Here is a 22,412-nt window from a genome sequence, read left to right on the forward strand (position 1 = left end):
GCTCCCGGACGGGCGTCACGGCAGCCCGCCCCCGGGGTGGTGACCACCGCCGCGCAGGCCGTCCGGGCCGCGAGCGCGCTTCCCCCCGACGAGTGGACCCGGCGCCCCTACACCAACGCCGCCCTGGACCGGGCGCTGCGCCTGGTGCTGTCCATGGCGGCGGACCGCCCGGACAACGCCCAACTCCTCGCCCGCTCCCACCCGTTGTGGCTGCGTGACGAGAGCCTCGACGGCCACGGCTACAGCGTCTTCTCCGGCCCGCGCCCCCACCCGGCCGCCTCCCGCGCCTCCACGAGCCCGGCGGCCGGTGCCACCGCAGCCGCCGGGCGCTCCCCGCTGACGTACTGGATCGACAAGGACGGCCGCATGCGCCGGGTCACGGCCCGGCTCGCCCCGGGGCAGGAGGCCACGGTGGACCTGGTCGCCGAGCGGGTGCACGCCAAGGTGCCGGGTGCGCCGTGGGAGAAGGCGAAGGAGGCGCGGGGCGCGAAGGGGCAGCGCCGCTAGCCGCGCTTTACGAACCTTCCCTTTCCGTACCTTCTCTTCTTCCGTACCTTCTCTTCGCGGACTTTCCCTTTCCAGACATACGTTACGGAAAGCCCGCAGTTGAGGTCGTGCCGGGCCGATGGAGGAATTGCGCCAGGGGGAGTTGGCGGAAGATTGACCAACGGAGAGGAAGGTTGACCAGCCGATAGGAAAACCAAGGAATTCGCGAATGTACGTTCACCCGCATGCCCGCGCAGCCCCCACGCCCCCCACGCCTGCCCGTCCTCCCCTATCGCAAGCCCACCCGCGGCCGCGACTACTGGGTCCTGGACGACGTCCTGCCCAACGTGGACGAGATCAGGTCCCGTTGCCTGGCCAAGGACGACTGGATCGAAGGCTTCCCGTACAAGAAGGAGAGCTGGCCCGGTCTGCGCACGATGCCCGGCCTCGAACCGGGTGAACTCGCCCGTGTCGAGCGGCTGGTGAAGAAGGAGACCGGCGCGCAGAACCTGTGGCAGGAGTCCGCGCCCGGCGGCGGCACGCTGAACCACAACTGCATCCAGGTCGTCGGCAAGGACGAGGGCGAGGTACGCCCGCACACCGACTCACGCGCCCTGTGCCGGTACGCCGCCGTCCTGTACCTCAGCCCGAACGTGCCCAAGGACTGCGGCACCAGCTTCTTCCGGCAGAACCTCCCCGGGGGAGTCCTCGGCGGCAACATGGTGCAGGCCCCGCACACCAACCTGGTCGAGGCGCTCGGCACGCGCTTCGTCTCCCCCGACTCCTTCGTCGAGGACGTACGCGTACCACAGCGCTACAACCGTCTGCTGCTCTACAAGGCCAACATCATGCACAGCGCGACGGGTTACGCCGGTGCCTCGCTGGAGGAGAAGCGCATGACGGCCGTCTTCTTCTGGATGGCCTGACCCCCCTCACCCCCGACCGGTCGGCCCCGGCGGTCAGTTGTCGGTGCCGTCGCCGGGGACGGCAGCCGAGGCCGAGGTGTGCCAGTTGGTGACGATCGGCTTGTCGACGGTGATCGTGCCGACCTTCAGGGAGACGGGGTTCGGGTCGTCGTCGGAGACGCTGACGATGATGCTGTCCAGTTCCTTGCCGTCGTTGGTGTTGGTCGTCTTCGGGTTCACCCCCGCGTACGCCACCGTGGAGCCGCTCAGCGTCACCTGCTCGCCCACCGCCTGCTCGGCGTTGGACGCCTGGGTCCCGTCGGAGCCGAACGCCACCACGGGCAGGTCGCCCGAGAGGATGCACTTGATGCCGGGCTTGGCCTTCGCCATCACCAGGATGTAACCCCCGGCCTGCGACTCGGACTTCGTGCTCCACGTGAGGTCGTTGGTTCCGCACGCCTGCCCGTAGCCGGTCTTGTCACCGGTGGTGGAGTCGTCGCCGGCCGTACCGCCGGTCGTACCGCCGCTGGTCTTGCCGGTGCTCTTGGCCGGGGTGCTGGTGGACGTACCGGTGGAGGTACCGGCCGAGCCTCCCGTGGCCTTGCCGCCGGAAGCGCTGCCCGACGCGGTGGCCGTAGCACTCCCGGAGGGAGTCGACGAGTTGGCGTCCGAGGCGTCGTCCGACCCGTTGCAGGCGGTCAGCGACAACGCGGCGGCGAGCCCGGCGGCGGCCAGGGCGAGAGTGCGGATGCGGGAGGTGCGGTGCGTGCGCATGGGTGTGCTTCCCGTTCGTGGTTCCTGCAAGGAGTTCTTGCGAGTGGATCTTGCTCGTGGTGTTCGTGGATCTCGCCCACCGGGCCCGTTCGGCCCTTTCCGGAGGGCCCGTTCGGCCCTTTCCGGCGTCGGGTCCCACTCTGCATGCCCGCTGCGGACCGCCGCAATGATCTTCGACCAGGACGGGACACTGGAACGGAAAAGTCTGCTCTGACCTGCGCGAATACTGTCCCCTTGGAACGGCTGTCCGGGACGCGGAACACCTGGCGGAGGGTCGAGTGACGGTCGTGTGGCACTCGTGACACCCGTTTGTGACACCGGCCCCGGTTGCGGATCACCGGAGGGGGGCATCACCCGAAGGCAGGACCGGCCGCGCACTGTTTTCGAGTGGGGCTCCGGTCAGCGGGGTCCGGCCGGGGAGCGCCGGTATTTTTCGGAGGGGAAGTGGCTGTCATGCGTGCGCACGAGCGCGCCGTTCGGCACACCGCACGTGTGGAGTACACGCTGCCGCGCGAGGCCGTTTCGGCGGGCAGGGCACGCAAGCTGACGTCCGCGTTCCTCACGCGCTCACGGTCTCGCGTGGTGCCGATGACCCCCGACCAGGTCGACGACGCGACGCTGATCGCCTCCGAGCTCGTCGCCAATGCCGTCCGGCACGGCCGCACCGGATGCCGGCTCCGCCTTCAGGTGGCACACGGGGCGGTGACGGTCGAGGTCCACGACGACGCTCCGGGGCGGCCCAGGGTCGGCCTGATGGACACCGAGTCGGAGAGCGGCCGCGGCCTCGCGATGGTGCAGGCCCTCGCCCAGCGCCTGGAGGTCGTCAGCACGGGCGTGGGCGGCAAGACCGTACGGGCCATATTGGCCGTGTGAGCCGAGCCGTGCGAGTTGTGTGAGCCGAGCCGTGTGAGCCGTCCGCCTCATCGACGCGAGAACAAAAAACAGCCGGCCGGGGACCACACCTCGCGGTGCGGATCCCCGGCCGACTGCTTCAGGCAGATGTGCCGGATCAGGCGGGAACGATGTTCTCGGCCTGGGGGCCCTTCTGGCCCTGCGTGACGTCGAAGGTCACCTTCTGGCCTTCCTGCAGCTCACGGAAGCCAGAGGTGGCGATGTTGGAGTAGTGGGCGAAGACGTCGGCGCCGCCGCCGTCCTGCTCGATGAAGCCGAAGCCCTTTTCCGAGTTGAACCACTTCACGGTTCCAGTAGCCATGTCATATCTCCTTAGGGGCAGTGCTCGTGGGTCCACACTGTGCGAACCCGCGTCGCCGCGATGATTGCCCCGTCCGGGAGAAAAGCATCCGGAAATTCAAAAACGAACCAACCGATACTGATCGGCAAGTCCGTTTGAAGTCCTTGGGAACCACAACTGCAACTGTTATCGACCCTAGCACGGGAGGGCCTTCAGATGGCCACCCACTATGTCACCTCTTCTGCGGGAATAAAAAACCGGGCGCTGGGCAAGGGCGACGCCGAGCCGCCGGTGGCGGCGGACGTCGCCGTGGCTCACCCGGACGGACCGCCGCACTGGTGAGGGACCGGACCCGATGGTGCCGTAAGAGGACGCAGCCCGCGCGGCGGGCAGGTCCCCAGGCCCGCAGGTCCCCAGGTCCGTCCTCAGGAGGCTTCTGCCGTGAACCGTCCGTCTCGTCCGGCCCGCAGCTCCCGGCCGTCCCGTCTCCTCGCCTGCGCCGTCACCGCGGGAGTCCTGCTGTCGGCGGCCGCGTGCACGGGTGAGGCCGGCGGCGGCCGGGCCGCGAAGGGCGACGGTGACGGCGGTCCGGGCCACCGGGCCGCCGCGTCCCCCGCCACCGGTCAGTCCCCCACCGCCTCCGCGTCGGCATCTCCCGCCCTCACCGACGCCCAGGCGCGGGCCGCGCTGATCAACGGCGCCGATCTGGGCGAGCAGTGGTCGGCGACGCAGGGCGGGGCGACCTGGCGGGACGGTCTGCTCAAGAGCACGACGGCCGCCGCGGACGCGGACCCGGACTGCGGGCGGCTGCTGGACGGCGTCTACACGGAGGAGCTGCTCGGCGAACCGAAGGGTGTCCGCGCGGCCACCGGCTTCGACGACGCCGACAACCAGGGCCAGCTGCACTACCAGGTGGCCGCGTACAGCCAGGCCGACGTGGACGCGAAGCTGGCCTGGCTGAAGACGCTGCCCGCCAAGTGCGCCCGGTTCACGGCGACCGATGTGCGGGGCGGGCGGCAGAGCGTCCAGGTCGCCCCGGTGGCGCTGCCCGGCACGGGGGACGGGCGCGAGGGCCTGCGGCTGACGATCACGGGTACGGCGGCCGACACCGACGGCGACACACCGATGCTGACGCTGGACGTCGCCGCCGTACGGGTCGGGGACCACGCCGTCCTCGTCACCAACGGCGGTCTCGCGGGCGCCGAGGAGGACGCCACCCAGCGGGCCGTAGAGCTCGGCGCCCCGCGTCTGCAGGACGCGATCGCGGGCCGGGCATCCGCACAGCAGCCCACCCGGCCTCCGGTGGAGTCCACCCGACCGCCTGTCCAGCCGGTGCAGCCGCCCGCCGAGCCCGACGACGAGGCCGATTACGAAGACGGCTGACCGCTCCGCCCGCGGGGCTCTAACGCCCGCCCGAACCCGTCGTGTCCCCTTCGCCCGTCGGCGCGGTCCCCTCGATGTCGACGACCGAGCCGAGCCGCAGCCGGCTGTAGAGCCACTTCGCGTCGTACGAGCGCAGGCCGATCCAGCCGTTGGTGCGTTCGTATTTGCCGGGGGCGTTGTCGTCATACGTGAGGGTGCCGATGTAGGTCGTCGAGGTGCCGTCGGCGGAGGAGAGCTCAAGGACCCAGGGGAGCTTCACGGTGTAGTCCTTGTCCGGGAAGCGGACCGTGGAGGACGTCACCTTGACGGCTTCCTTGGCGGTGACCGTCATCCGGCCGGTGGGCGTGGGCGACTTCAGGGTGCCCGAGGAGATCGGCAGGTCGATGTGGTCGAAGGTCAGCACGCGCCGGGACAGGTCGACCGTCACGTCGGGCAACGCCGGGGTGGTGGGCGTACCGGTGGGGCTCGCGGCCGGGGCCGGGCTGCGGTCCGTGCCGTCGCCGCCCGGGTTCAGGGCCAGGACGAGGGCGAGAGCGGTCGCGGCGCAGGCTCCGGCGACGGCACCGGCCGTACGGCGGCGCCTGCGGCGTACCGCACGGTGCCGGATCTCGGCGCCGGACACCGACGCAGGAGCCTCGCCTGCCTGCGCCAACTCCTTGAGCTGAGAGGTGAGTTCATCGGACACGGTCGTCCTCCCTCTCCCCTTCGTCCACCGACAGTTCCCGCGCCAGCGCGGCCCGGCCACGGGACAGGCGGGCCTTGACCGTCCCCACCGGGGCACCTGTTTCGGAGGCTACCTGCTCGACACTCAGGTCGCACAGATGGTGCAGGACCACGGCCATCCGCTGGGGTTCGGGCAGGGTGCGCAGCGCGGCGACCAGAGCGGTGCGTTCGGGGTCGGGGCCCGGGGTGTGCTCCGGCGGGGGCGTACGGCGGACGAGCTCCAGCCAGCGGCGGGCGCGGCGCCAGCGGCTCACCGCGAGCCGGGTCGCCACGGTGCGGATCCACGCCTCGGGCGCCCCGTCGGCGAGGAACTCCCGCCGCCGGTCCCAGGCCCGGACGAACGCCTCCTGGACGACGTCCTGCGCCTCGCCGTGGTCCCCCGTGAAGGCGTACAGCTGGCCGGTCAGCCGGGGAAACGCGGCCGCGTAGAACGCGTCGAACTCTTCCTCGGTCATGCCCCCGCGTCTTCCTCGGTCATGCCCTGACGGACGTCATCCGAGTTTTCCGGGTTCCCGTGCAACCCAGGTGTCTTCGTCGTGCGTACAGGTCCCGTACGACGCACATCGAAACACACCAGGGGGAACAGCATGACCACCAGAACAGCCGGCAGGTACGGCCGTCTCGCCCTCGCCGGGGGCGCGGCCCTGTGCGTGCTGGCGCTCGCGGGCTGTTCGGGCAGCGCGGTGGCCGAGAGCAAGGGCGCCGCGGCGGGGGCCGCCGCGTCGAGTCCGGCCGCGAAGCCGTCCGCGAAGCCCAGGCCTTCGGCGAAGCCGCTGAAGACGCTGGCGGGCGTGCGCGTCAACGTCCTGGACGGGCAGACCGTGGGCGTCGGCATGCCGATATCCGTGACCTTCGACAAGCCGGTACCGGCCGCCGAACGAGCGGACACGGAACGGCAGTTGAGGGTCACCTCGGGTGTCGAGGGCTCCTGGAGCTGGATCAAGGACCGCAATCTTCTCGACGGGCAGCGCGTCGACTTCCGGCCGCGCGAGTACTGGACCCCGGGCACGAAGATCACCGTACGGGCGGGTGCGGGCATCACCCGGCACGTCACCGTCGGCCGCTCCCTCGTCGCCACCGTCGATGTCACCGCCCACACCATGAAGATCGTCAAGGACGGTCGCACACGCACCGTCCCGGTCACCGCGGGCGCGCCCGGCATGGACACCTGGAACGGCACGATGGTCGTCTCCGACAAGGCGACCAAGGTCTTCATGGACTCGCGGTCGGTCGGCTACGGCGACGCGTACGCGGGCTATTACTACTACGCCGTCCACCTCACCACCTCGGGCACCTACCTCCACCAGAACCCGAAGGCGGACACCTACGGGGGCCACCAGAACGTCACGCACGGCTGCGTCGGGCTCCCGACGGACGGCACGGCGAAGCGGTTCTACGACGAGGTCATCCCGGGTGACGTCGTGAAGGTCGTCGGCTCGAAGGACACCGTCGCCGTCGGCAACGGGTACGGCGACTGGAACCTCGACTGGGACGCGTGGCGGGCGGGCAGCGCGCTGAAGTGACCCCCGGAGCGGACCGCGCGGGTGTGAACGCGGTGGGCGAAGTGAATCCGGAGAGCACGAAGAGCACGGAAAAGATTCCGCCGGTGTCATCCAGGCACCGCGTCACGGGAGTTTGAAGGGGTGGAGAGGCGCCCTCCGTTCCGTATCGCTCATCCGGATCCTCAACGGTCCGTTCATCGCTAGGAGTTGTCCGTTCATGACACGGATGCAGAAATACGTGGCCGCCGCGGCAGTCGCTGCCGCCCTGGCCGGGGTGCCCTCGGTGTCGTACGCCGTCTCACAGGGGAAGACGGCGCACGGCACCACCATCGAGCAGAGCACCCCCTTCAGGGCGAAGGCGAAGGCCGCGGCGGCCGCCCACGCGGTGGCCAGGAAGGCCCCCACCGCCCGCGTCGTCGCGTCCGGCGAGCACGTGACCGCCGCTCCCGGCTTCGAGCTGTGGCTCACCGCGGACGGCAAGCACTGGACGACGCCCGGTGACCCGGAGCCGCAGTTCCGCAGCGTCGTCGACGGCAACATCGACCTGGGCACACCCGGCGTGTCCAGGCAGTCGGAGAGCACGGGCGGCCGCTACACCCTCTCCGGGCTCTACTACGGCGGCAAGGGCACCGCGTCCCGCGTCGAGATCGAGACCGGGGCCGGGACCGTGCACGGCAAGCTGCTCACCCTCGCGGGCAAGCCGGGCTGGGGCGTCTGGTACGCCACCACCGCCGCCCCGGCGAAGAGCGACGGCTTCGACTTCATCGGCGCCGTCACCGTGTACGACACCCGGGGCAAGGTGTACGCCCAGCTGAAGTAGGCGTACGGGCGGGGGACTTGGGAAGGGGACCGGCCGGCGGGGGACTTGGCACCGCGCCGCGGCCGCCGCCCGGTCCCCCGCCGTTTCCCTCGCATCCCCCCACGTACCCGACCCCGAGGGACCACCGGCCGTGCAGCCCGAGACACCCGAAGCCTCCGCAGGCAGCGACGACTTCGCCGAGTACGCCACCGTGGCCTGGCCCCGCCTGGTCCGCACCGCGCACATGCTCACCGGCGACTTCCACGAGGCCGAGGATCTCGTCCAGACCACGCTGGCCAAGGTGTACGCGCGCTGGCAGCGCATTCCGCGCGACGACGTCGACTTCTACGTGCGCCGCTCGCTCGTCAACAACAACCTCAGCCGGGTGCGCAGGAGACGGGTGGCCCAGCTGCTCATGCCGTTTCTGCCCGAGCGGGTGCACCAGAGCGAGCCGGGGCACGCGGAGGCGGTCGCGCAGCGGGCCGCTCTCGGTCAGGCGCTCGCCGCCCTGTCGCCGCGGCAGCGGGCCGTGATGGTGCTGCGCTACTGGGAGGACCTGAACGAGCCCGAGATCGCCGAGCTGCTCGGCTGCTCGGTCGGCACGGTCAAGACCCATGCCCGGCGCGGCCTCGAAGCCCTGCGCTCCCACCCCGTGTTCGCCCGCCGACAGCCCGTCTCCGGAGCCCGCTCATGAACCACCGCCGTCACACCTCGCGCCCCGCGGACCCGGCAGGTCCCGAAGTCGGGCTGGTGCGCGAGGTGTTCACCGACGTCGCGAACGACGTCACCCCGTCCGCGGTTCCGCTGGCCGCCATCGAGCGCGAGGGCCGGCGCCGGCGCCGCCGCAGGAGCACCGTGCTGGGGGCCGCCTGCGGGGTGCTCCTGGTCCCGCTGGCCGTGGTCGTCCTGCGCGGCGGGGAGGGGGGCGGGAGCGGGGCCGGGACGGCGGAGAAGGGGACGCGGGTCTCCTCCTCCCCGACGCAGACCCCGGACGCCTCGCCCAGCCCCTCCGTGCCCCCCGGGAAGGTGCGGGTCGTGACGCCGGGGGAGCGGGTCCGGGTCGCGCCCGGCACCCGGATCTGGCTCACCCGGGACGGCAAGCACTGGACCGAACCGGGGGCGCCCGAGCCCCAGTTCAGAAGCGTCAGCGACGGCAACCTGGACATCAGCGTGCCGGGCGTCAGCCTCCAGGAGTCGAGCGAGGGCGGCACGCACTTCCTCTCCGGCATCTACTACGGCGGCGCGGACGCGGCGCGGGTCCGGATCGAGACGAGGGCCGGCGAGGTCAACGGCACGGTGCTCACGCTCGCGGGCAAGCAGAAGTGGGGGGTCTGGTACGCGAGCGTGAAGGAGCGCGACACGCCCTCCTCGACCTCCTCCTCGTCCGCACCTTCGACGACCGGCTTCACCGAGCGGGTCACGGTGTACGACTCCGCGGGCGAGGTGATCGCGAGCCAGGACTTCAGCCTGTGAGACGCCGGCCCCTCGCCACGGCTGCTGCTCTCCCGGGCGACGCACACCGGGGGCGCCCGAAATCCCGTACCCGGTGGCAGGACGCGTACGGGGAACAACTCTCCGTCACCGCCGCCCCCTCCGCTCAACACCCGTCGAAAGGCAACGATTGGGCCACCCCGGCGCGGCTCCCCAGCAACACTGAAACCCCCGTGACCGGCCTCATCACCGGCCTCCGGCCCAAGATCACCGGGGATTCAGCCGACCTGCCGGGCTGGTCCGGCGAAGTGAAGAAGGACATCCAGCCCTTCCGCACGGCCGAATAGGACCCATACTGGCATCACGATGACGAAGCCAACCGCGCCCCGGCGCCACCTGCCCACCAGCCCCTTCGCCGCCCCCACCGCCCCGGAGGCCAAGCACTTCAGCCTGGGGGACCGCGTCTCCCACGACCAGTTCGGCCTGGGCACGATCGTCGGCGTCGAAGAGGGCATCGCCATGCTCGTCGACTTCGGCTCCCACCAGGCCCGCGTTGTCAGCCCGTACACCCGGATGCACAGCCTCTGACGTGTCCCTGCTCCCGTCTCGGTGAGACGGGAGACGGCACGATCCTCACCCCGCGGCAGTGGCCTCGGCGGGCTGCCGGGTGCGCGACGGACGGCCGTCGAGGTGGACGACCACGTGCGCGTGGAAGCGGTCGACGGAGTCGTCGACGCTGCGGATGAAGCCCGATTCGGCGGTGCCGCGCGTGTTGCCCATCCCTCGGAAGAGCGACAGCCGGAAGCCGCTGATCCGAGCCCCGTTCTTCGGCAGAATGTCCGCCGGTTCGGGGCGCAGGCGCTCCAGCGTGCCCCGCGGCCCTCCCGCCTGACCGGCGAGCAACGTCTCGACGTGCAGGTCGGCCGGGGCCTCGTCGAGCCGACGGATGAGGCGTTTCGCCCAGGTGAGGGGCTGCCCCTGTTCAGGGGCGGCGATCTCGATGGACGTACGCAGTTTCCCCGTGCGCAGGTCCGCGCTGAGCGCGAGGATTCCGGCCGTCCCCTCGATGCGCAGCTCCGCGTCGAGCTTTCCGTCCAGGCAGAGGCGGTCCGCCAGGGCCGCACGACGGGTTCGGGGATCCGTGCCACGTTTCGCGCGCTGCACCGGGAGTACCTTCTGCCCCAGTTCGCCGCCGAGTCGCAGACACACCTGGCGCACCAGCCGTTCCCAGCTCTCGACGACCTCCACCGCCCGCGGGTCGCCCTGGCACAGCGTCTCGTCGTCGATCCCGTTGCGCACGGGCACCCAGGCCGGGCCCATGTTCTGGAAGCCGTGACAGCCGGAGTTCTCGTGCTGGAGGTAGTACAGGAGCTCCTGGAGCAGCCAGGCGTGGGCGGCGTTGCCGACGCCCTCGTGGCGGATCAGCATCTGGGCCTGATGGGTCACCTCGGCCCAGGACAGGTGCCAGAACGCCACCTTGTGCTTGCGCCGCCCGTCCGACTTGACGTCGACGAGTGGGCTGCCGTCCAACTCGACGTCGTTGGACAAGGTGATCACCGCTTCGTAGCCCCGCCGGGCGGCGATGTCGACGTACGCCTGCACCTGGTCCGGCTTGAGGGAGTTCCCGTTCGTCTTGGTCTCGACCAGCGCGGTCCACAGCTTGCCCGCGCGCTCGACGCGGATCACGCCATCGGGCCGTCGCGGAGAGTCCCCGTTCGGCAGCGAGACCTCCGTGAACGTCTCCATCCGCCCGGCCGGCGCCCCGAACGCGGCCGTCAGTCGCCGCCCGAACTCGGGGACCTGAGCCATCACCGACAGCAGGACGGATGTCGCCCGGGTCTCCCGCTCCCGGTCGCTCTTGAGGGCGGAGGCAGGGAAGAGCCGGGCCGTCCGCCAGGAGTCGTTCTCGGCCAGGGACTTCTTGACCACCTTGGGCAGCGTGACCTTCTTCTTGACGGTACGAGGCCGGGGCACCCGCCTGGCCACCGTCTCGGCCGCCTCGACCGGACCGCTCGCGACCTGGGCGGGAATGGCGGCGACGGCGGCCGACACCTCCGCCTCGACGGCCACTGCCTGCACCGCCGCCTCGACCGCCTCCACACCGTCCGGCTCCGCGCCGTCCGGCTCCGCGGCGTCGTCGATGTCGACACCGAAGTCGGTGGCCAGACCGGCGAGCCCGGACGCGTATCCCTGACCGATGGCCCGGAACTTCCAGTCGCCTCCCCGCCGGTAGAGCTCGCCGAAGAGCAGCGCGCTGACCTCTCCCGCGTCCTCGATGGAGAACCGCAGCAGAGTCTCCCCGGAGCCGCCGGCCAAGGTCAGGCAGACGTCGTTGAGGTCGCCGAACCGTGTCGCCTCGTCCCGGCTCGCCGCCACGACGATCCGCTCGACCCCGGTCGGGATCGCGGTCAGGTCGAAGGTGATGCGGTCCTCGCTGCCGCCCGCGGTCGGGGACTTGCCGAGGAGTTGCACGCTCCCGTCGGCCGCGACGGGGTGGTTGTAGAAGTAGAAGTCCACGTCGCTGCGGACCTTGCCGTCGGGATCGAGCAGCAGCACGGACACGTCCGCGTCGCCCTCTCCGGTGGAACTGCTCCAGCCCAGGCTCACCATCACGGAGCCGATGTCTTCGCTTAAGGACGCCAGACCTACGTTGCCGCCCTTGACCATCTCGTGCACGAGGCCCCCCAGATGCACGGCCGCAGGGGTCAGCCCCCGGCGGCCCGTCGTTCGCTAGCAGTGTGTGACGCACCCCACACCCAGCGCATCAAGGGCACGATAGCGCCAGGACCGGAGGGTGGTGACCTCCGCGCGTGATTCTTTCCTCCGGCATATACACCCCGTGCCCGGCGTATCCGTATCCCGGAAACCTCAGAGCGGGGGCTGCGCCGGGGCCGGTCCCAGGGTCGTGGTGCCCGGGGCCGTGCGGTGGCCGAGGCCCGTGCGGTACGCGTCGAGGGCGGCTTCGACGCGGCCGGTGCGGCGGAGCAGGTCGCCGAGCAGTCGGCACAGGTCGGCGAGGTCGCCGGCCGCGCCTGCCCGCTCCAGGAGGCTGAGCGCGCGGACGTAGTGCTCCTCGGCGGTCTCCGTGTCGCGGGTGTCCTCGGCGATGATGCCGAGCAGCCGGTGGGCGGCGGCGGAGTGGACGGCGCCGCGCTCGGAGCTGAGGTCGCCGAGGACGTCGTGCAGCAGGGCGGCGGCCTCGTCGGACTTGTCGCGGCGGTGCAGGACGTCGGCGAGCTCGACGGCGACCTGGCTGCTGTAGAGGGCGGCGCGCCGTTCCGAGAGCATGGCCTGCGCCTGCCTCAACTCGCTCTCGGCACGCTCCAGTTCACCGTTCTGGGCGTAGAGGTAGCCGCGCATCCAGTGGCAGTTGGCGAGTTCCGTACGGATCTGGAGCTGGCGGTAGAGGTCGGCCGCCTTGGCGAGGGAGGTGTCGGCCTCGGCGATCCGGCCCTCGGCGATCATCGTGCGCGCGACCGAGCGGTGCATGCGGGCCACCAGCGCGGGGTCGCCCGCCTTCGGGGCGAGGGCGAGGGCGAACTCCGCGGCCTGGGCGGCCCGCGCATGCGCGCCCATGTCCATGTACGGCGCGATGACGCCCGTGTAGAGGAGCAGCAGGGCGTCCGGGTCGTGCAGGCCGGTGCGGTTGAGTTCGTCGAGGGTGGACTCGAACAGGTAGCAGGAGTAGCGGAGTTCACCTGCGAGGTAGTGGGAGACCGCCCGGCCGCGCAGGGCGGGCACCCGGACCGGCAGCGGCGCGTCGCCGAGCCGCTGCTCCGACTCCTCGAAGCGCTGCCTCGCCGTCGCCAGGTCCCCGGTCTCCAGGGCGCATTCGCCGAGACCGAGCAGCGCGGCGGCCTGCTCGGCGCACAGCCCGTGCCCCTCGGCCTCCGTGAGCAGCGCGGTGTACTGCTCCGCCGCCACCTCCGCCTCCCCGGTGGCGAGCGTGCGCTGCGCGTCGGTCAGCCGCAGCCGCAGGTCGGTGGCGAGGTGGGCGGGGCGGCCGGTGGCCAGCTCCTCGTAGGCGACCCCGAGCCGCTCGGCGATGTGCCGCAGCGCGGGCTCGGACGCGCGGACACGGCCGGCCTCCACGGTGGAGATGTAGGCCGGGGTGTACGCCGGTTCCGCCAGTTGCTTCTGCGTCAGGCCGCGTTCGGTACGCAGTTGCTGCACCCTGCGCCCGATGACCTCCGGGCCGTCACGCTCCGTCATGCGGGTAAGCATGCCATTAAGCGGACTTACGATCGGTCAACTCCTGATCAATGTTCAACTTCCCCTGGAACACTTGCCCTTGGCGTCCAGGAGCCCCTACGTTAAGCGACGGGTTAAGTCCGCTTAATACGCCGCTGTTGCGAGGTTGCCGTGCTCCGACGTATCTCCGCGCGCTACTCCAGAGGCCTTGCCGCAGCCGTCGTCGCCGTGGTGGCACTGATCATGGCAGCGAACTTCGGCCCCGTCCGCACGGCCACACCGCAGGCCCCTGCGCCTCCCCCGGCGGCGTCCACGGTGCACGGGGTGCGCTGACCCTGACCGCTCCGGCGGCGCCGGGCCGGTGGCCGGGTTGCTCAGCCGTGCGAGGCCTCCGCGACGTCAACCGTTTCGGAGCGTTCGCGACGGATGCGCTCAAGTCCCCAGGCGCCGAGCGGCCCCAGCGCTCGATTGAGCGTGTGCCCGTGCTCTGTCAGGGAGTACTCCACCCGCGGCGGCACCTCGGCGTAGACCTTCCGGTGCACGAGACCGTCCTGCTCCATCTCCCGCAGGTGCTGCGTCAGCATCTTCTCGCTCACTCCCGGCAGACCGCGCCGAAGCTCGGCGAAGCGGCGTACGCCATGGGCGTCGAGTTCCCAGAGGATCAGTCCCTTCCACTTGCCGCTCACCACGTCGAGCGCGGCGTCGATGCCGCAGATGTACGGCCCGATCCTCGGCGCCTTGGCCATCACTGACCCCCCTTACGAAAGGGTAAGTACCGCAGAAAATAGTGGGTACTTCCGAGAGTAGTGATGCTCTCCGAGCATGGAGGGGTGAACGAAGAACAGAGCCTCACCACCAGGCAGAACAGCGCTGTCACCGTGATCGGACTCGGCCCGATGGGCCAGGCGATGGCCCGCACCCTCCTCACCGCCGGCCACCCGGTCACCGTCTGGAACCGCACCGCCGGCAGGGCCGACGGCGTCGTCGCCGACGGCGCGACGCTCGCGGCGACACCCCGCGAGGCGGTCGAAGCGAGTGACCTCGTGATCCTCAGCCTCACCGACTACCCGGCGATGTACGACGTCCTCGGCAGCGCCGCCGAATCGCTCGCCGGCCGGACGCTGGTCAACCTGAGCTCCGACACCCCCGACCGCACACGCGAGGCGGCGACCTGGGCAGCGGGCCACGGTGCCGCCTTCCTCACCGGAGGTGTCATGGTCCCCGCGCCGATGGTCGGCACGGAGGCGGCCCACGTCTACTACAGCGGCCGCCACCAGGTGATGGAGAACCACCTGGCGGCGTTGACCCCGCTCGGAACACCCAGGTACCTGGGCGAGGACCCGGGCCTCGCCCAGATGATGTACCAGGCCCAACTCGCGGTGTTCCTCACCACCTTGTCCGCACTGATGCACGCCACCGCGATGCTGGGTACCGCAGGAATGAAGGCCGCGGAAGTGCTGCCGGAGCTGCTCTCCTCCGCCGACGCGATCGGCGCCATCCTGAGGGCCGGCGAGGAGCACCCCGGCGCCGCGCTCGATGCCGGGGAGCATCCCGGCGAGCTCAGCACGGTCAACATGATGGGTGCGACCTCCGACCACATCGTCGAGACCAGCACGTCGCTCGGCCTCGACCTGGCGCTCCCCCTGGCCGTGCAGGCCCACTATCGGCGCGCGATCGAGGACGGGCACGGCAGCGACAACTGGACCCGCATCATCGACGGCATCCGGGGCCCGCGCTGAGGCACGCCCCTTGCGGGGCGCGTCGACCTACAGCGAGGCGGCGAACGCGGTGAAGGTGGCGAAGGCGGCGTGCGTGACGGTGAACGCGCCGCCTTCGGGGTTCTTGGAGTCGCGGATGGCGATGTGGGGGGTTAGGTCGGCGATCTCGACGCACTCGCCGCCGCTGTTGCCGCTGTACGTCGACTTGCGCCACTCGGCGGTGCCGAGAGGGGCGCACTCGACGCATTCGCCGCCACTGGTGCCGCTGTAGCTGGACTTACGCCACGTCACTGCCGTCAACTGCTGGCTGGTCTCCATAGCGTTCCTCCATCACGCGAGCGATCAGGTCTGCCGAGTCCTCCGGAGAGAGGGCCATGGCCTGCAATCGAGCGTATCCGACTGAACGCTCCCTGATCACTTGCGGATTGGCGGTCATGTGGCCGAGGTCGTACGACTCCGCGTAGAAGATGTCCGGGTCACTGTCGAAGCGCAGGAGCGTGAACGAACCCATCATGCCGGTGTGCGGTCCCACCGAGAACGGCAGAACTTGGACATTCACCCAGGGGTTCTGTTGGAACGTCAACAGGTGAGCCAGTTGCCTTCGCATGACCCCCCGGCCGCCCACCTTCTGAAGCAACACCGACTCGTCCAACACCACCCACAGTGCAGGCTCGCGCTGCAGTACTCGTTGCCGCTCCATCCGGGCCGCGACCAACTCGTCGACCTTGTCCGGGTGATCCACACACAGCAGCGCCTCGGCGTACTCCTGCGTTTGCAAGAGCCCGTAGACAAGCTGGCACTGATACGTGGAGATATAAGTCGCCCTCGCCTCCATCTCCGCATACTGCTGAAACCAATGCGGGAGTTGGGACCGCAGCACCAGCCCCAGCAACCTCCCCAACGCGCCCTCCGTCCCGAGCGCCATGTCCACCCGTTCGGTGAACTCCCTCGTCGGGACCTTCTTCGCCGTCTCGATCTGTCCGATCAGGGACCCCGTGCAGAAGACGATCGCGCCCAACTGCTTCTGGTTGAGGTCGGCGGCCTCCCTCAGGCGGCGCAGCTCCGCGCCGAAGTAGTCCAGCGGGGACGCGCTGGGATCCAGGTCCCGGATGTTCACCACGGTGTGCAACCCCCAAGCAGACAGCTCGCGTCGTTGATTCCTGGTCGTAGCCGAGCGTAACCGGGTCGCTCCACTCTGGTGACGTGAATCACGCAACTGACCTGCAAGACGCGGTGATTGGCGCGAGGTACGGCGTCAGCTTCACCGTCGGTGAGCATTCGGCGCGGCACCTGCGGCGGATCCTGCGGGCGTATCTGATCGCCTGGGAGATGCCGGAACTGACCGACGCGGCGGCGCTCGCGCTGACCGAGCTGGTCGCGAACGTCGTACGGCATGTGCCGGACCGGCGGGCCGCGCTGCTGATGCTGTGGCGGCCGGACGGGGTTCGGGTGGAGGTGACGGACACCTGTTCACGGGCACCGTTGTCCACAGCTGTGGACAAGTTCGCGGAGGGCGGGCGTGGGCTGGTGATCGTGGACGCGGTCACCGACCGGTGGGGCTGGCATCCGCTGCCGGGACGGGGCAAGACGGTGTGGTTCGAGTGCGACGCCAAGGGCCCCGACGGCCGGAGCCCCATGTGACGGAGACCTTCGTGGTCAGCAGCGGGACGCCACCGGCGCCGCGCGGTACGCCGCCGTACGGGTGGCAGGCCGCCTACTCTGAGCCCGTGACCTCCCCCGCCGCACGCCGCGCCCGCGACCTCACCGCCGACCTCCCCCTCCCCGCCCTGGAGGATCTCTACCGGGACCTGCACCGGCACCCCGAGCTGTCGCTGCGCGAGCACCGGACGGCCGGGATCCTCGCCGAACGGCTGCGGAAGGCCGGATACGAGACGGCGGAAGGCGTCGGCGGCACCGGCGTGGTCGGCGTCCTGCGCAACGGCGACGGGCCCACCGTCCTGCTGCGCGCCGACATGGACGCGCTGCCGGTCGCCGAGGACACCGGGCTGCCGTACGCCTCCACCGTGCCCGGAGTCATGCACGCCTGCGGCCACGACCTGCACGTCACCTGGGCGGCCGGCGCGGCCGAGGCGCTCGCGGCGGGCCGGGACGCCTGGTCGGGGACGCTGCTGGTGGTCGGGCAACCCGCCGAGGAGACGGGTGAGGGCGCGGCGCGGATGGTGGCCGACGGGCTGTACGAGCGCTTCCCGCGCCCCGACGTGCTGCTCGCCCAGCACGTGGCCCCCGGCCCGGCGGGGCTGTACGCCCACTCGCCCGGCCTGATCCTGTCCGCCTCGACGGACGTCGACATCGTCGTGCACGGGCGGGGCGGACACGGCTCGCGCCCCGAGGCGACCGTCGACCCGGTGGTGACCGCCGCGTACATCGTGACCCGGCTGCAGACCGTGGTCGGCCGGGAGATCGCGCCGCGCGACTCCGCCGTGCTGACCGTGGGGCGCATCGAGGCCGGCACCCGGCACAACATCATCCCGTCCGAGGCGCGCCTCTCCCTCAACCTCCGTACACAGTCGGCCGAGGTCCGCGAACGCATGCTCGCGGCGATCCGGCGCATCGCGGCGGGCGAGTGCGCGGCCGCCGGCTGCCCGCGCGAGCCCGAGGTCACCCTCGGCGCCGTCTTCCCGGCCACCGTCAACGACGCCGAGACCGACCAGCGCGTCGCCGCCGTTCACCGCGAGGTCTTCGGCGCGGCCGCCGTGCTCGACTTCGGCCCGGCGATGGGCAGCGAGGACTTCCCGCACCTCGCCGAGGGCGGAATCCCGTACTCCTACTGGTTCGTGACCAGCACCCCGACCGCCGTGTGGGACGCGGCGCCGGGCGCGGACCTGATGGACCGCCTCGCCGCCGTCCCGAGCAACCACAGCCCCCAGTTCGCCCCCGACCTGTCGACGGTCGGCCCAGGTGTACGGACGCTGGTGTCGGGGGCGCTGACGGAGCTGTCCGCGGCCTGACCCCGAGCAGGTCTTACGGAGCGGTGACATGAAGGGCGTGGCCCTGCTGTTTCGCGGGTCGGCGCCCCTAGCGTCTCCCGTATGCGAGGTATGCGGGTACTGGTCACCGGCGGAGCCGGGTTCATCGGGTCGCAGATCGTGGCGGCACTGACCGCGCGCGGGCACGAGGCGGTGGTGTACGACCTTCGGGAGGGCGGCCGGGACGTCAGAAATCCCCGGGCGGTCTGCGACGCCCTGGCCGGCGTGGACGCCGTGTGCCATCAGGCGGCGATGGTGGGTCTCGGCAAGGGGTTCACGGACGCCGTCGAGTACGTCTCGCGCAATGACCTCGGTACGGCGGTGCTGCTGACCGCGATGGCCGAGACGGGGGTACGGCGGCTCGTGCTCGCCGGGTCGATGGTGGTGTACGGCGAGGGTCGGTACGTCTGCGAGCGGCACGGAGTGGTGCGGCCGGGGCCCCGCGCGCTCCCGGACCTCGACGCCGGACGCTTCGAGCCCAGGTGCCCGGTGTGCGGGCGGAACCTGAGCCCCGGGCTGGTCGCCGAGGACGCTCCGGTCGACCCGCGCAACGTCTACGCGACGACGAAGCTCGCCCAGGAGCACCTGGCCGCCTCCTGGGCCCGGAGCACCGGCGCCACGGCCGTCTCCCTGCGCTATCACAACGTCTACGGCCCCGGCATGCCCCGCGACACCCCGTACGCGGGCGTCGCCTCCTTCTTCCGTTCCGCCCTCGCGCGCGGTGAGTCCCCGAGGGTCTTCGAGGACGGCGGGCAGCGCCGGGACTTCGTCCATGTACGGGATGTGGCGGCCGCCAACGTCCTTGCCCTGGAAGGGGAGTTGGCGGGCGGGGCGCTGCACGCGTACAACACCGGCAGCGGGGATCCGCACACCGTGGGGGAGATGGCCCGGGCGCTGGCGGCCGCGTACGGGGGTCCGGATCCGGTGGTGACGGGCGAGTACCGGCTCGGCGACGTCCGGCACATCACGGCGGACTCGGCAAGGCTGCGGGCCGAGCTGGGCTGGAAGCCGGAGGTCCACTTCGCCGAGGGGATGCGGGAGTTCGCGGCGGCGAATCTGCGTCAGGAGCAGCCGAGCGCCGGATGAACGGCGGAAGGATCAAGATGCGGAGAGAAACCCTGAGATCACAGAACGTTACTTGCCGGTACGTGTGACGATACGGGCCCCCCTGCCGGAAGTTGAGTGCTCAAGCGCCACGGCCAGCAAAGGAACAGGACATGACCGCCCCTGTCCCGCCCGTATCCCCCACATCTCACATACCTCAGACATCCCACATACCGTCATCCGCTCCCGCTAGTCGTCTCTCCCGCCCGTCCCCGCCGTCTCCCCCGCCGGCCGGCCCCGTCCGTCTGCTCGTCGTGGACGACGAGGAGGGCGTCCGGGCGATGCTCACCATGGCCCTGGAGTTCATGGGCTTCAAGGTGACCAGCGCCGCCACGGGACGCCAGGCCCTGGAGATCGTCACCCGACGAGTCCCGGACCTCGTCCTGCTCGACGTGAACCTGCCCGACCTCGACGGCTTCGACGTGTGCCGGACCCTGCGCTCCCGCGGGCTCCTGGTGCCCGTGCTGTTCCTCACCGGACGCAGCGACCTCGACGACCGCGTGCACGGACTCGACCTCGGCGGGGACGACTTCGTCACCAAGCCGTTCGAGCTGAAGGAAGTGGCCGCGCGAGTACGGGCGTTGCTGCGACGCACCGGCGGACAGCGGGCCGCCGACCGGCGCATGCTGCGGGCCGGTGCGGTGGAACTCGACACCGAGGCCCACCAGGCCTGGGCCGCGGGACGCGAACTGAGCCTGACCACCACCGAGTTCGCGCTGCTGCGCTACCTGATGGAGAACACCGGCCGGGTGCTCACCCGCGACCAGATCCAGGAACGCGTCTGGAACCACCGCGCCGACGGCTCGGGCATCGTCGACACCTACGTCTACTACCTGCGCCGCAAGTTGGGCGGCAGTGGACAGTCGCTGATCCGGACCGTGCGCGGAGTGGGCTACCAGCTGTGCGCGGAGTGACCGCGTCGGCCCGCCCGGACACCCCGGACCGGCCGGGCCCCACCGGCACGGGCCTCAACCGGTGGGGCCCCGGCCGTTCGGGCCCCACCGGATATCTGACCGTCGCCTACTGGCTGGGCGCCACCCTGGTGACCCTCGGCGCGGTCGCCACCCTGTCCGCCTCCCTGCTCGGCCAGCTCCTCACCCAGCGCACCGACGAGGAGATCGAGAAGTTCCGCGGGATCGCGCAGCTCACCGTGTCCGAACGGCCCGCCCCGGACGGGGAATGCCTGATCCTCGTCCTCGACGCACAGGCCCGGACCATCGAGCGGTACGCGGGCTCCCCCCGCCTGCCCGCCTTCCCCGCGCTCGACCCCGCCGGGCTGGACGCCCACGCCGCGCGGGACCGCCCGGTGGCGGTCGGCAGCGCCTACCGGGCCCTGGTGGTGCGCGTCCCGGACGCCGGAGTCGACCGTCGGGGCACCTACATCGTCATCGCCCGCTCGACGCAGGACATCCACCGCGCCGTCGTCGACCTGCTCCGGATCGAGGGTGTCGTGTCGCTGCCGCTGCTCGGCGGCGTCGTGGCCGGTGCCAGGCGGCTCGGGCGCCGGGAGGCCCGTCAGCGGCAGGAGGCGGAGCGCGGGCTGCGGGAGTTCCTGGCCGCCGCCGGCCACGAACTGCGCAATCCGCTGACCACCATCTCCGGATACGCCCAGCTGGCCCGGACCGGCGATCCGGCGTACGAACAGATGCGGGAGAAGGCGCTGGGGCGGGTGGCCGCCGAGGTCGAGCGGATGGACTCGCTCATCGACGAGCTGGTGCTGCTCAGCCGCCTCGACCTGGGCCAGCCCCTGAACGTACAGCCCGTGGACCTGGGGCAGCTGTGCCGCGACGCCGTCCGCTCGGCTCTCGACTGCCATCCAGGGCATCCGGTACGGCTGCTGGTCGCGCCCGGCGAACACACCGTCATCGGCGACCCGTTCAGGCTCCACCAGCTGGTCGCCAACCTGCTGACCAACGCGCGGGTGCACACGCCTGAGGGCACCCGGGCGACGCTCGGGGTCGGTACGGAGGACGGGCACCGGGTCATCGAGGTGACCGACGACGGGCCGGGCGTGCCGGAAGAGGTGCGCGCGCGGGTCTTCGACCGGTTCGTACGCGGCGAGGACCCGGGCGCCGGCAGCGGGCTCGGCCTCAGCATCGTCGCCGCCGTCGCAGCGGCGCACGGCGGCACGGTGACCCTCCAGCCCTCGGACCACGGAGCATGGTTCAGGATCCGACTGCCGGCCGCGCCATGAGCCCCAGGCCCGGGGTCCCGCCCGGCCTGGAGCCCTCGGACCACCGGGCATCGTTCAGGATCCGACAGCCGGCGGCACCATGAGCCTCGGGTCCGGGCTCACGCCTGGCCTGAAGCCCTCGGACCACCGGGCATCGTTCAGGATCCGACACCCGGCCGCGCCATGAGCCCTAGGCCCGGAATCACGCCCGGCCTGAAGCCCTCGGACCACCGGGCATCGTTCAGGATCCGACACCCGGCCACGCCATGAGCCCTAGGCCCGGAATCACGCCCGGCCTGAAGCCCTCGGACCACCGGGCATCGTTCAGGATCCGGCTGCCGGCCGCGCCATGAGCCTCGGGTCCGGAATCACGCCCGGCCTGAAGCCCTCGGACCACCGGGCATCGTTCAGGATCCGGCTGCCGGCCACGCCATGAGCCTCGGGTCCGGAATCACGCCTGGCCAGGAGCCCTCGGACCACCGGGCATGGTTCAGGATCCGACTGCCGGCCGCGCCATGAGCCCCAGGCCCGGAGTCACGCCTGTGCCTGGAGCCGGCCCAGTTGGTGCTGGACGTGGTCCAGGGCTCCCTGTCTGCGCCCGGGGACGCGCAGCCGCAGGTCGGCCAGTGCGGGGCCGAGTTCGCGGGCCCGCGAACTGTCGTCGATCCGCCCCCACTGGTGGTGGGCCCGGTCCACCGCCGTCTCCACGGCGGGCGCGTCCGCGGCCTGCCCCGCCCCAAGCCGTACGGCGGCCACCGCCAGCCAGGTCCGGCAACTTCCCTCCGCGTCCCCGGCGAACATCGCCAGATCCGCCCGCACCTCCATCCAGTGCAGCACCTGCTCCGAGCCCACCCCGTGCGTCCGCAGCGCACCCTGCTCCCACTGTGCGGCGAGGGCGACGGCTTCGTCGTGCCGCCCGGCCTGGACCGCGGAACTGATGGCGGCATGCGGGTCTTTCAGCCCGTCCGGCGTTTGAGGACGAGGCCGTTCAAGAGCTATGACACCGTCGATTCGGAGCTCGCCGCCGCCCTGCGAAGGCAGGAC

The 22,412-nt window shown here is 71.2% G+C and carries 25 protein-coding genes and 2 pseudogenes; 17 read left to right on the top strand and 10 right to left on the bottom strand.

Annotation, left to right across the window (positions count from 1 at the left end; genetic code table 11):
• Nucleotides 1-507, top strand: a pseudogene (locus ABZS97_RS36215) (hypothetical protein); the annotation flags it as partial.
• A gap of 224 nt (nucleotides 508-731) precedes the next feature.
• On the top strand, nucleotides 732-1,412 hold the full coding sequence (locus ABZS97_RS36220) for a DUF6445 family protein (RefSeq protein ID WP_356144968.1): 681 nt from the start codon (nucleotides 732-734) through the stop codon (nucleotides 1,410-1,412).
• 33 nt (nucleotides 1,413-1,445) lie between these two features.
• On the opposite strand, the gene ABZS97_RS36225 is transcribed toward ABZS97_RS36220, so the two are convergent.
• Nucleotides 1,446-2,165: a hypothetical protein gene (locus ABZS97_RS36225; RefSeq protein WP_356144970.1), complete on the bottom strand. Its 720-nt coding sequence runs from the start codon at nucleotides 2,163-2,165 to the stop codon at nucleotides 1,446-1,448.
• A gap of 453 nt (nucleotides 2,166-2,618) precedes the next feature.
• On the opposite strand from ABZS97_RS36225, the gene ABZS97_RS36230 reads away from it, so the two are divergent.
• Nucleotides 2,619-3,038 carry an ATP-binding protein gene (locus ABZS97_RS36230; RefSeq protein WP_356144972.1) on the top strand — a complete coding sequence of 140 codons (420 nt, stop codon included), beginning with the start codon at nucleotides 2,619-2,621 and terminating at the stop codon, nucleotides 3,036-3,038.
• 136 nt (nucleotides 3,039-3,174) lie between these two features.
• Here the strand turns inward: ABZS97_RS36230 and ABZS97_RS36235 are convergent, their stop codons facing one another.
• Entirely contained in the window at nucleotides 3,175-3,378 is a 204-nt protein-coding gene (locus tag ABZS97_RS36235) for a cold-shock protein (RefSeq protein WP_004985680.1), read from the bottom strand.
• A 195-nt stretch (nucleotides 3,379-3,573) separates the two neighbouring features.
• Here ABZS97_RS36235 and ABZS97_RS36240 point away from each other — a divergent pair, with 195 nt between their 5' ends.
• Together ABZS97_RS36240 and ABZS97_RS36245 are read left to right on the top strand one after the other, a co-directional pair.
• Complete coding sequence (locus ABZS97_RS36240; RefSeq protein ID WP_356144974.1) at nucleotides 3,574-3,699, top strand: hypothetical protein; 126 nt, start codon at nucleotides 3,574-3,576, stop codon at nucleotides 3,697-3,699.
• Between the two features lie 99 nt (nucleotides 3,700-3,798).
• The gene (locus ABZS97_RS36245) at nucleotides 3,799-4,740 is read left to right on the top strand and encodes a hypothetical protein (protein WP_356144976.1); all 942 of its coding nucleotides are present in this window, start codon (nucleotides 3,799-3,801) and stop codon (nucleotides 4,738-4,740) included.
• 19 nt (nucleotides 4,741-4,759) lie between these two features.
• Here the strand turns inward: ABZS97_RS36245 and ABZS97_RS36250 are convergent, their stop codons facing one another.
• Both ABZS97_RS36250 and ABZS97_RS36255 read right to left on the bottom strand, forming a co-directional pair.
• The gene (locus ABZS97_RS36250) at nucleotides 4,760-5,425 is read right to left on the bottom strand and encodes a L,D-transpeptidase (RefSeq protein WP_356144978.1); all 666 of its coding nucleotides are present in this window, start codon (nucleotides 5,423-5,425) and stop codon (nucleotides 4,760-4,762) included.
• Nucleotides 5,415-5,918, bottom strand: coding sequence for a SigE family RNA polymerase sigma factor (locus tag ABZS97_RS36255; protein WP_356144980.1), 504 nt, complete (start codon nucleotides 5,916-5,918; stop codon nucleotides 5,415-5,417). The genes ABZS97_RS36250 and ABZS97_RS36255 overlap by 11 nt, the downstream gene beginning before the upstream one ends.
• A 132-nt stretch (nucleotides 5,919-6,050) precedes the next feature.
• Here ABZS97_RS36255 and ABZS97_RS36260 point away from each other — a divergent pair, with 132 nt between their 5' ends.
• The 5 genes from ABZS97_RS36260 to ABZS97_RS36280 all read left to right on the top strand — a co-directional run bounded on the left by ABZS97_RS36260 (nucleotide 6,051) and on the right by ABZS97_RS36280 (nucleotide 9,783).
• A complete protein-coding gene (locus ABZS97_RS36260) occupies nucleotides 6,051-6,986 on the top strand; it encodes a L,D-transpeptidase (protein WP_356144982.1) in 936 nt (311 codons plus the stop codon).
• A gap of 196 nt (nucleotides 6,987-7,182) precedes the next feature.
• A complete protein-coding gene (locus tag ABZS97_RS36265; RefSeq protein ID WP_356144984.1) occupies nucleotides 7,183-7,785 on the top strand; it encodes a hypothetical protein in 603 nt (200 codons plus the stop codon).
• Between the two features lie 130 nt (nucleotides 7,786-7,915).
• Entirely contained in the window at nucleotides 7,916-8,458 is a 543-nt protein-coding gene (locus ABZS97_RS36270; protein WP_356144986.1) for a SigE family RNA polymerase sigma factor, read from the top strand.
• Nucleotides 8,455-9,237: a hypothetical protein gene (locus ABZS97_RS36275; RefSeq protein ID WP_356144988.1), complete on the top strand. Its 783-nt coding sequence runs from the start codon at nucleotides 8,455-8,457 to the stop codon at nucleotides 9,235-9,237. The genes ABZS97_RS36270 and ABZS97_RS36275 overlap by 4 nt, the downstream gene beginning before the upstream one ends.
• Before the next feature lie 324 nt (nucleotides 9,238-9,561).
• Nucleotides 9,562-9,783, top strand: coding sequence for a hypothetical protein (locus tag ABZS97_RS36280; protein ID WP_356144990.1), 222 nt, complete (start codon nucleotides 9,562-9,564; stop codon nucleotides 9,781-9,783).
• A 45-nt stretch (nucleotides 9,784-9,828) separates the two neighbouring features.
• On the opposite strand, the gene ABZS97_RS36285 is transcribed toward ABZS97_RS36280, so the two are convergent.
• On the bottom strand, nucleotides 9,829-11,862 hold the full coding sequence (locus ABZS97_RS36285; protein ID WP_356145010.1) for a TerD family protein: 2,034 nt from the start codon (nucleotides 11,860-11,862) through the stop codon (nucleotides 9,829-9,831).
• Between the two features lie 201 nt (nucleotides 11,863-12,063).
• Nucleotides 12,064-13,407 carry a helix-turn-helix domain-containing protein gene (locus ABZS97_RS36290; protein ID WP_356144992.1) on the bottom strand — a complete coding sequence of 448 codons (1,344 nt, stop codon included), beginning with the start codon at nucleotides 13,405-13,407 and terminating at the stop codon, nucleotides 12,064-12,066.
• 150 nt (nucleotides 13,408-13,557) lie between these two features.
• Here ABZS97_RS36290 and ABZS97_RS36295 point away from each other — a divergent pair, with 150 nt between their 5' ends.
• On the top strand, nucleotides 13,558-13,719 hold the full coding sequence (locus ABZS97_RS36295) for a hypothetical protein (RefSeq protein ID WP_356144994.1): 162 nt from the start codon (nucleotides 13,558-13,560) through the stop codon (nucleotides 13,717-13,719).
• A 41-nt stretch (nucleotides 13,720-13,760) separates the two neighbouring features.
• On the opposite strand, the gene ABZS97_RS36300 is transcribed toward ABZS97_RS36295, so the two are convergent.
• Complete coding sequence (locus ABZS97_RS36300) at nucleotides 13,761-14,132, bottom strand: helix-turn-helix domain-containing protein (RefSeq protein WP_356144996.1); 372 nt, start codon at nucleotides 14,130-14,132, stop codon at nucleotides 13,761-13,763.
• Between the two features lie 84 nt (nucleotides 14,133-14,216).
• Here ABZS97_RS36300 and ABZS97_RS36305 point away from each other — a divergent pair, with 84 nt between their 5' ends.
• Nucleotides 14,217-15,125 carry an NAD(P)-binding domain-containing protein gene (locus ABZS97_RS36305; RefSeq protein ID WP_356144998.1) on the top strand — a complete coding sequence of 303 codons (909 nt, stop codon included), beginning with the start codon at nucleotides 14,217-14,219 and terminating at the stop codon, nucleotides 15,123-15,125.
• 27 nt (nucleotides 15,126-15,152) lie between these two features.
• On the opposite strand, the gene ABZS97_RS36310 is transcribed toward ABZS97_RS36305, so the two are convergent.
• Both ABZS97_RS36310 and ABZS97_RS36315 read right to left on the bottom strand, forming a co-directional pair.
• Complete coding sequence (locus ABZS97_RS36310; protein WP_356145000.1) at nucleotides 15,153-15,422, bottom strand: DUF397 domain-containing protein; 270 nt, start codon at nucleotides 15,420-15,422, stop codon at nucleotides 15,153-15,155.
• A complete protein-coding gene (locus tag ABZS97_RS36315) occupies nucleotides 15,382-16,224 on the bottom strand; it encodes a helix-turn-helix transcriptional regulator (protein WP_356145012.1) in 843 nt (280 codons plus the stop codon). The genes ABZS97_RS36310 and ABZS97_RS36315 overlap by 41 nt, the downstream gene beginning before the upstream one ends.
• An 83-nt stretch (nucleotides 16,225-16,307) precedes the next feature.
• On the opposite strand from ABZS97_RS36315, the gene ABZS97_RS36320 reads away from it, so the two are divergent.
• The 5 genes from ABZS97_RS36320 (at nucleotide 16,308) to ABZS97_RS36340 (ending at nucleotide 21,389) form a co-directional block, all read left to right on the top strand.
• Nucleotides 16,308-16,745, top strand: coding sequence for an ATP-binding protein (locus tag ABZS97_RS36320; RefSeq protein ID WP_356145002.1), 438 nt, complete (start codon nucleotides 16,308-16,310; stop codon nucleotides 16,743-16,745).
• An 86-nt stretch (nucleotides 16,746-16,831) separates the two neighbouring features.
• Nucleotides 16,832-18,073, top strand: coding sequence for an amidohydrolase (locus ABZS97_RS36325; protein ID WP_356145004.1), 1,242 nt, complete (start codon nucleotides 16,832-16,834; stop codon nucleotides 18,071-18,073).
• A gap of 90 nt (nucleotides 18,074-18,163) precedes the next feature.
• Nucleotides 18,164-19,177, top strand: coding sequence for an NAD-dependent epimerase/dehydratase family protein (locus ABZS97_RS36330; RefSeq protein WP_356145014.1), 1,014 nt, complete (start codon nucleotides 18,164-18,166; stop codon nucleotides 19,175-19,177).
• Between the two features lie 272 nt (nucleotides 19,178-19,449).
• Nucleotides 19,450-20,109 carry a response regulator transcription factor gene (locus ABZS97_RS36335; protein WP_356145006.1) on the top strand — a complete coding sequence of 220 codons (660 nt, stop codon included), beginning with the start codon at nucleotides 19,450-19,452 and terminating at the stop codon, nucleotides 20,107-20,109.
• Nucleotides 20,097-21,389, top strand: a complete 1,293-nt coding sequence (locus ABZS97_RS36340; RefSeq protein WP_356145008.1) for a HAMP domain-containing sensor histidine kinase — start codon at nucleotides 20,097-20,099, stop codon at nucleotides 21,387-21,389. Before ABZS97_RS36335 ends, ABZS97_RS36340 begins: the two co-directional genes overlap by 13 nt.
• Nucleotides 21,390-21,902: 513 nt before the next feature.
• On the opposite strand, the pseudogene ABZS97_RS36345 reads toward ABZS97_RS36340, so the two are convergent.
• Nucleotides 21,903-22,412: pseudogene (locus ABZS97_RS36345) on the bottom strand (hypothetical protein); the annotation flags it as partial.

Source organism: Streptomyces sp. NPDC005485 (assembly GCF_040606085.1).
GTDB lineage: Bacteria > Actinomycetota > Actinomycetes > Streptomycetales > Streptomycetaceae > Streptomyces.

Excerpts from the sequence above, each read along its gene's own strand:
- ABZS97_RS36225 (WP_356144970.1), bottom strand. The coding sequence starts at position 2,165 with ATGCGCACGCACCGCACCTCCCGCATCCGCACTCTCGCCCTGGCCGCC.
- ABZS97_RS36230 (WP_356144972.1), top strand. The coding sequence starts at position 2,619 with ATGCGTGCGCACGAGCGCGCCGTTCGGCACACCGCACGTGTGGAGTAC.
- ABZS97_RS36275 (WP_356144988.1), top strand. The coding sequence starts at position 8,455 with ATGAACCACCGCCGTCACACCTCGCGCCCCGCGGACCCGGCAGGTCCC.
- ABZS97_RS36220 (WP_356144968.1), top strand. The coding sequence starts at position 732 with ATGCCCGCGCAGCCCCCACGCCCCCCACGCCTGCCCGTCCTCCCCTAT.
- ABZS97_RS36300 (WP_356144996.1), bottom strand. The coding sequence starts at position 14,132 with ATGGCCAAGGCGCCGAGGATCGGGCCGTACATCTGCGGCATCGACGCC.
- ABZS97_RS36310 (WP_356145000.1), bottom strand. The coding sequence starts at position 15,422 with ATGGAGACCAGCCAGCAGTTGACGGCAGTGACGTGGCGTAAGTCCAGC.
- ABZS97_RS36255 (WP_356144980.1), bottom strand. The coding sequence starts at position 5,918 with ATGACCGAGGAAGAGTTCGACGCGTTCTACGCGGCCGCGTTTCCCCGG.
- ABZS97_RS36280 (WP_356144990.1), top strand. The coding sequence starts at position 9,562 with ATGACGAAGCCAACCGCGCCCCGGCGCCACCTGCCCACCAGCCCCTTC.
- ABZS97_RS36235 (WP_004985680.1), bottom strand. The coding sequence starts at position 3,378 with ATGGCTACTGGAACCGTGAAGTGGTTCAACTCGGAAAAGGGCTTCGGC.
- ABZS97_RS36290 (WP_356144992.1), bottom strand. The coding sequence starts at position 13,407 with ATGACGGAGCGTGACGGCCCGGAGGTCATCGGGCGCAGGGTGCAGCAA.
- ABZS97_RS36285 (WP_356145010.1), bottom strand. The coding sequence starts at position 11,862 with ATGGTCAAGGGCGGCAACGTAGGTCTGGCGTCCTTAAGCGAAGACATC.
- ABZS97_RS36330 (WP_356145014.1), top strand. The coding sequence starts at position 18,164 with ATGCGGGTACTGGTCACCGGCGGAGCCGGGTTCATCGGGTCGCAGATC.
- ABZS97_RS36265 (WP_356144984.1), top strand. The coding sequence starts at position 7,183 with ATGACACGGATGCAGAAATACGTGGCCGCCGCGGCAGTCGCTGCCGCC.
- ABZS97_RS36260 (WP_356144982.1), top strand. The coding sequence starts at position 6,051 with ATGACCACCAGAACAGCCGGCAGGTACGGCCGTCTCGCCCTCGCCGGG.
- ABZS97_RS36240 (WP_356144974.1), top strand. The coding sequence starts at position 3,574 with ATGGCCACCCACTATGTCACCTCTTCTGCGGGAATAAAAAACCGGGCG.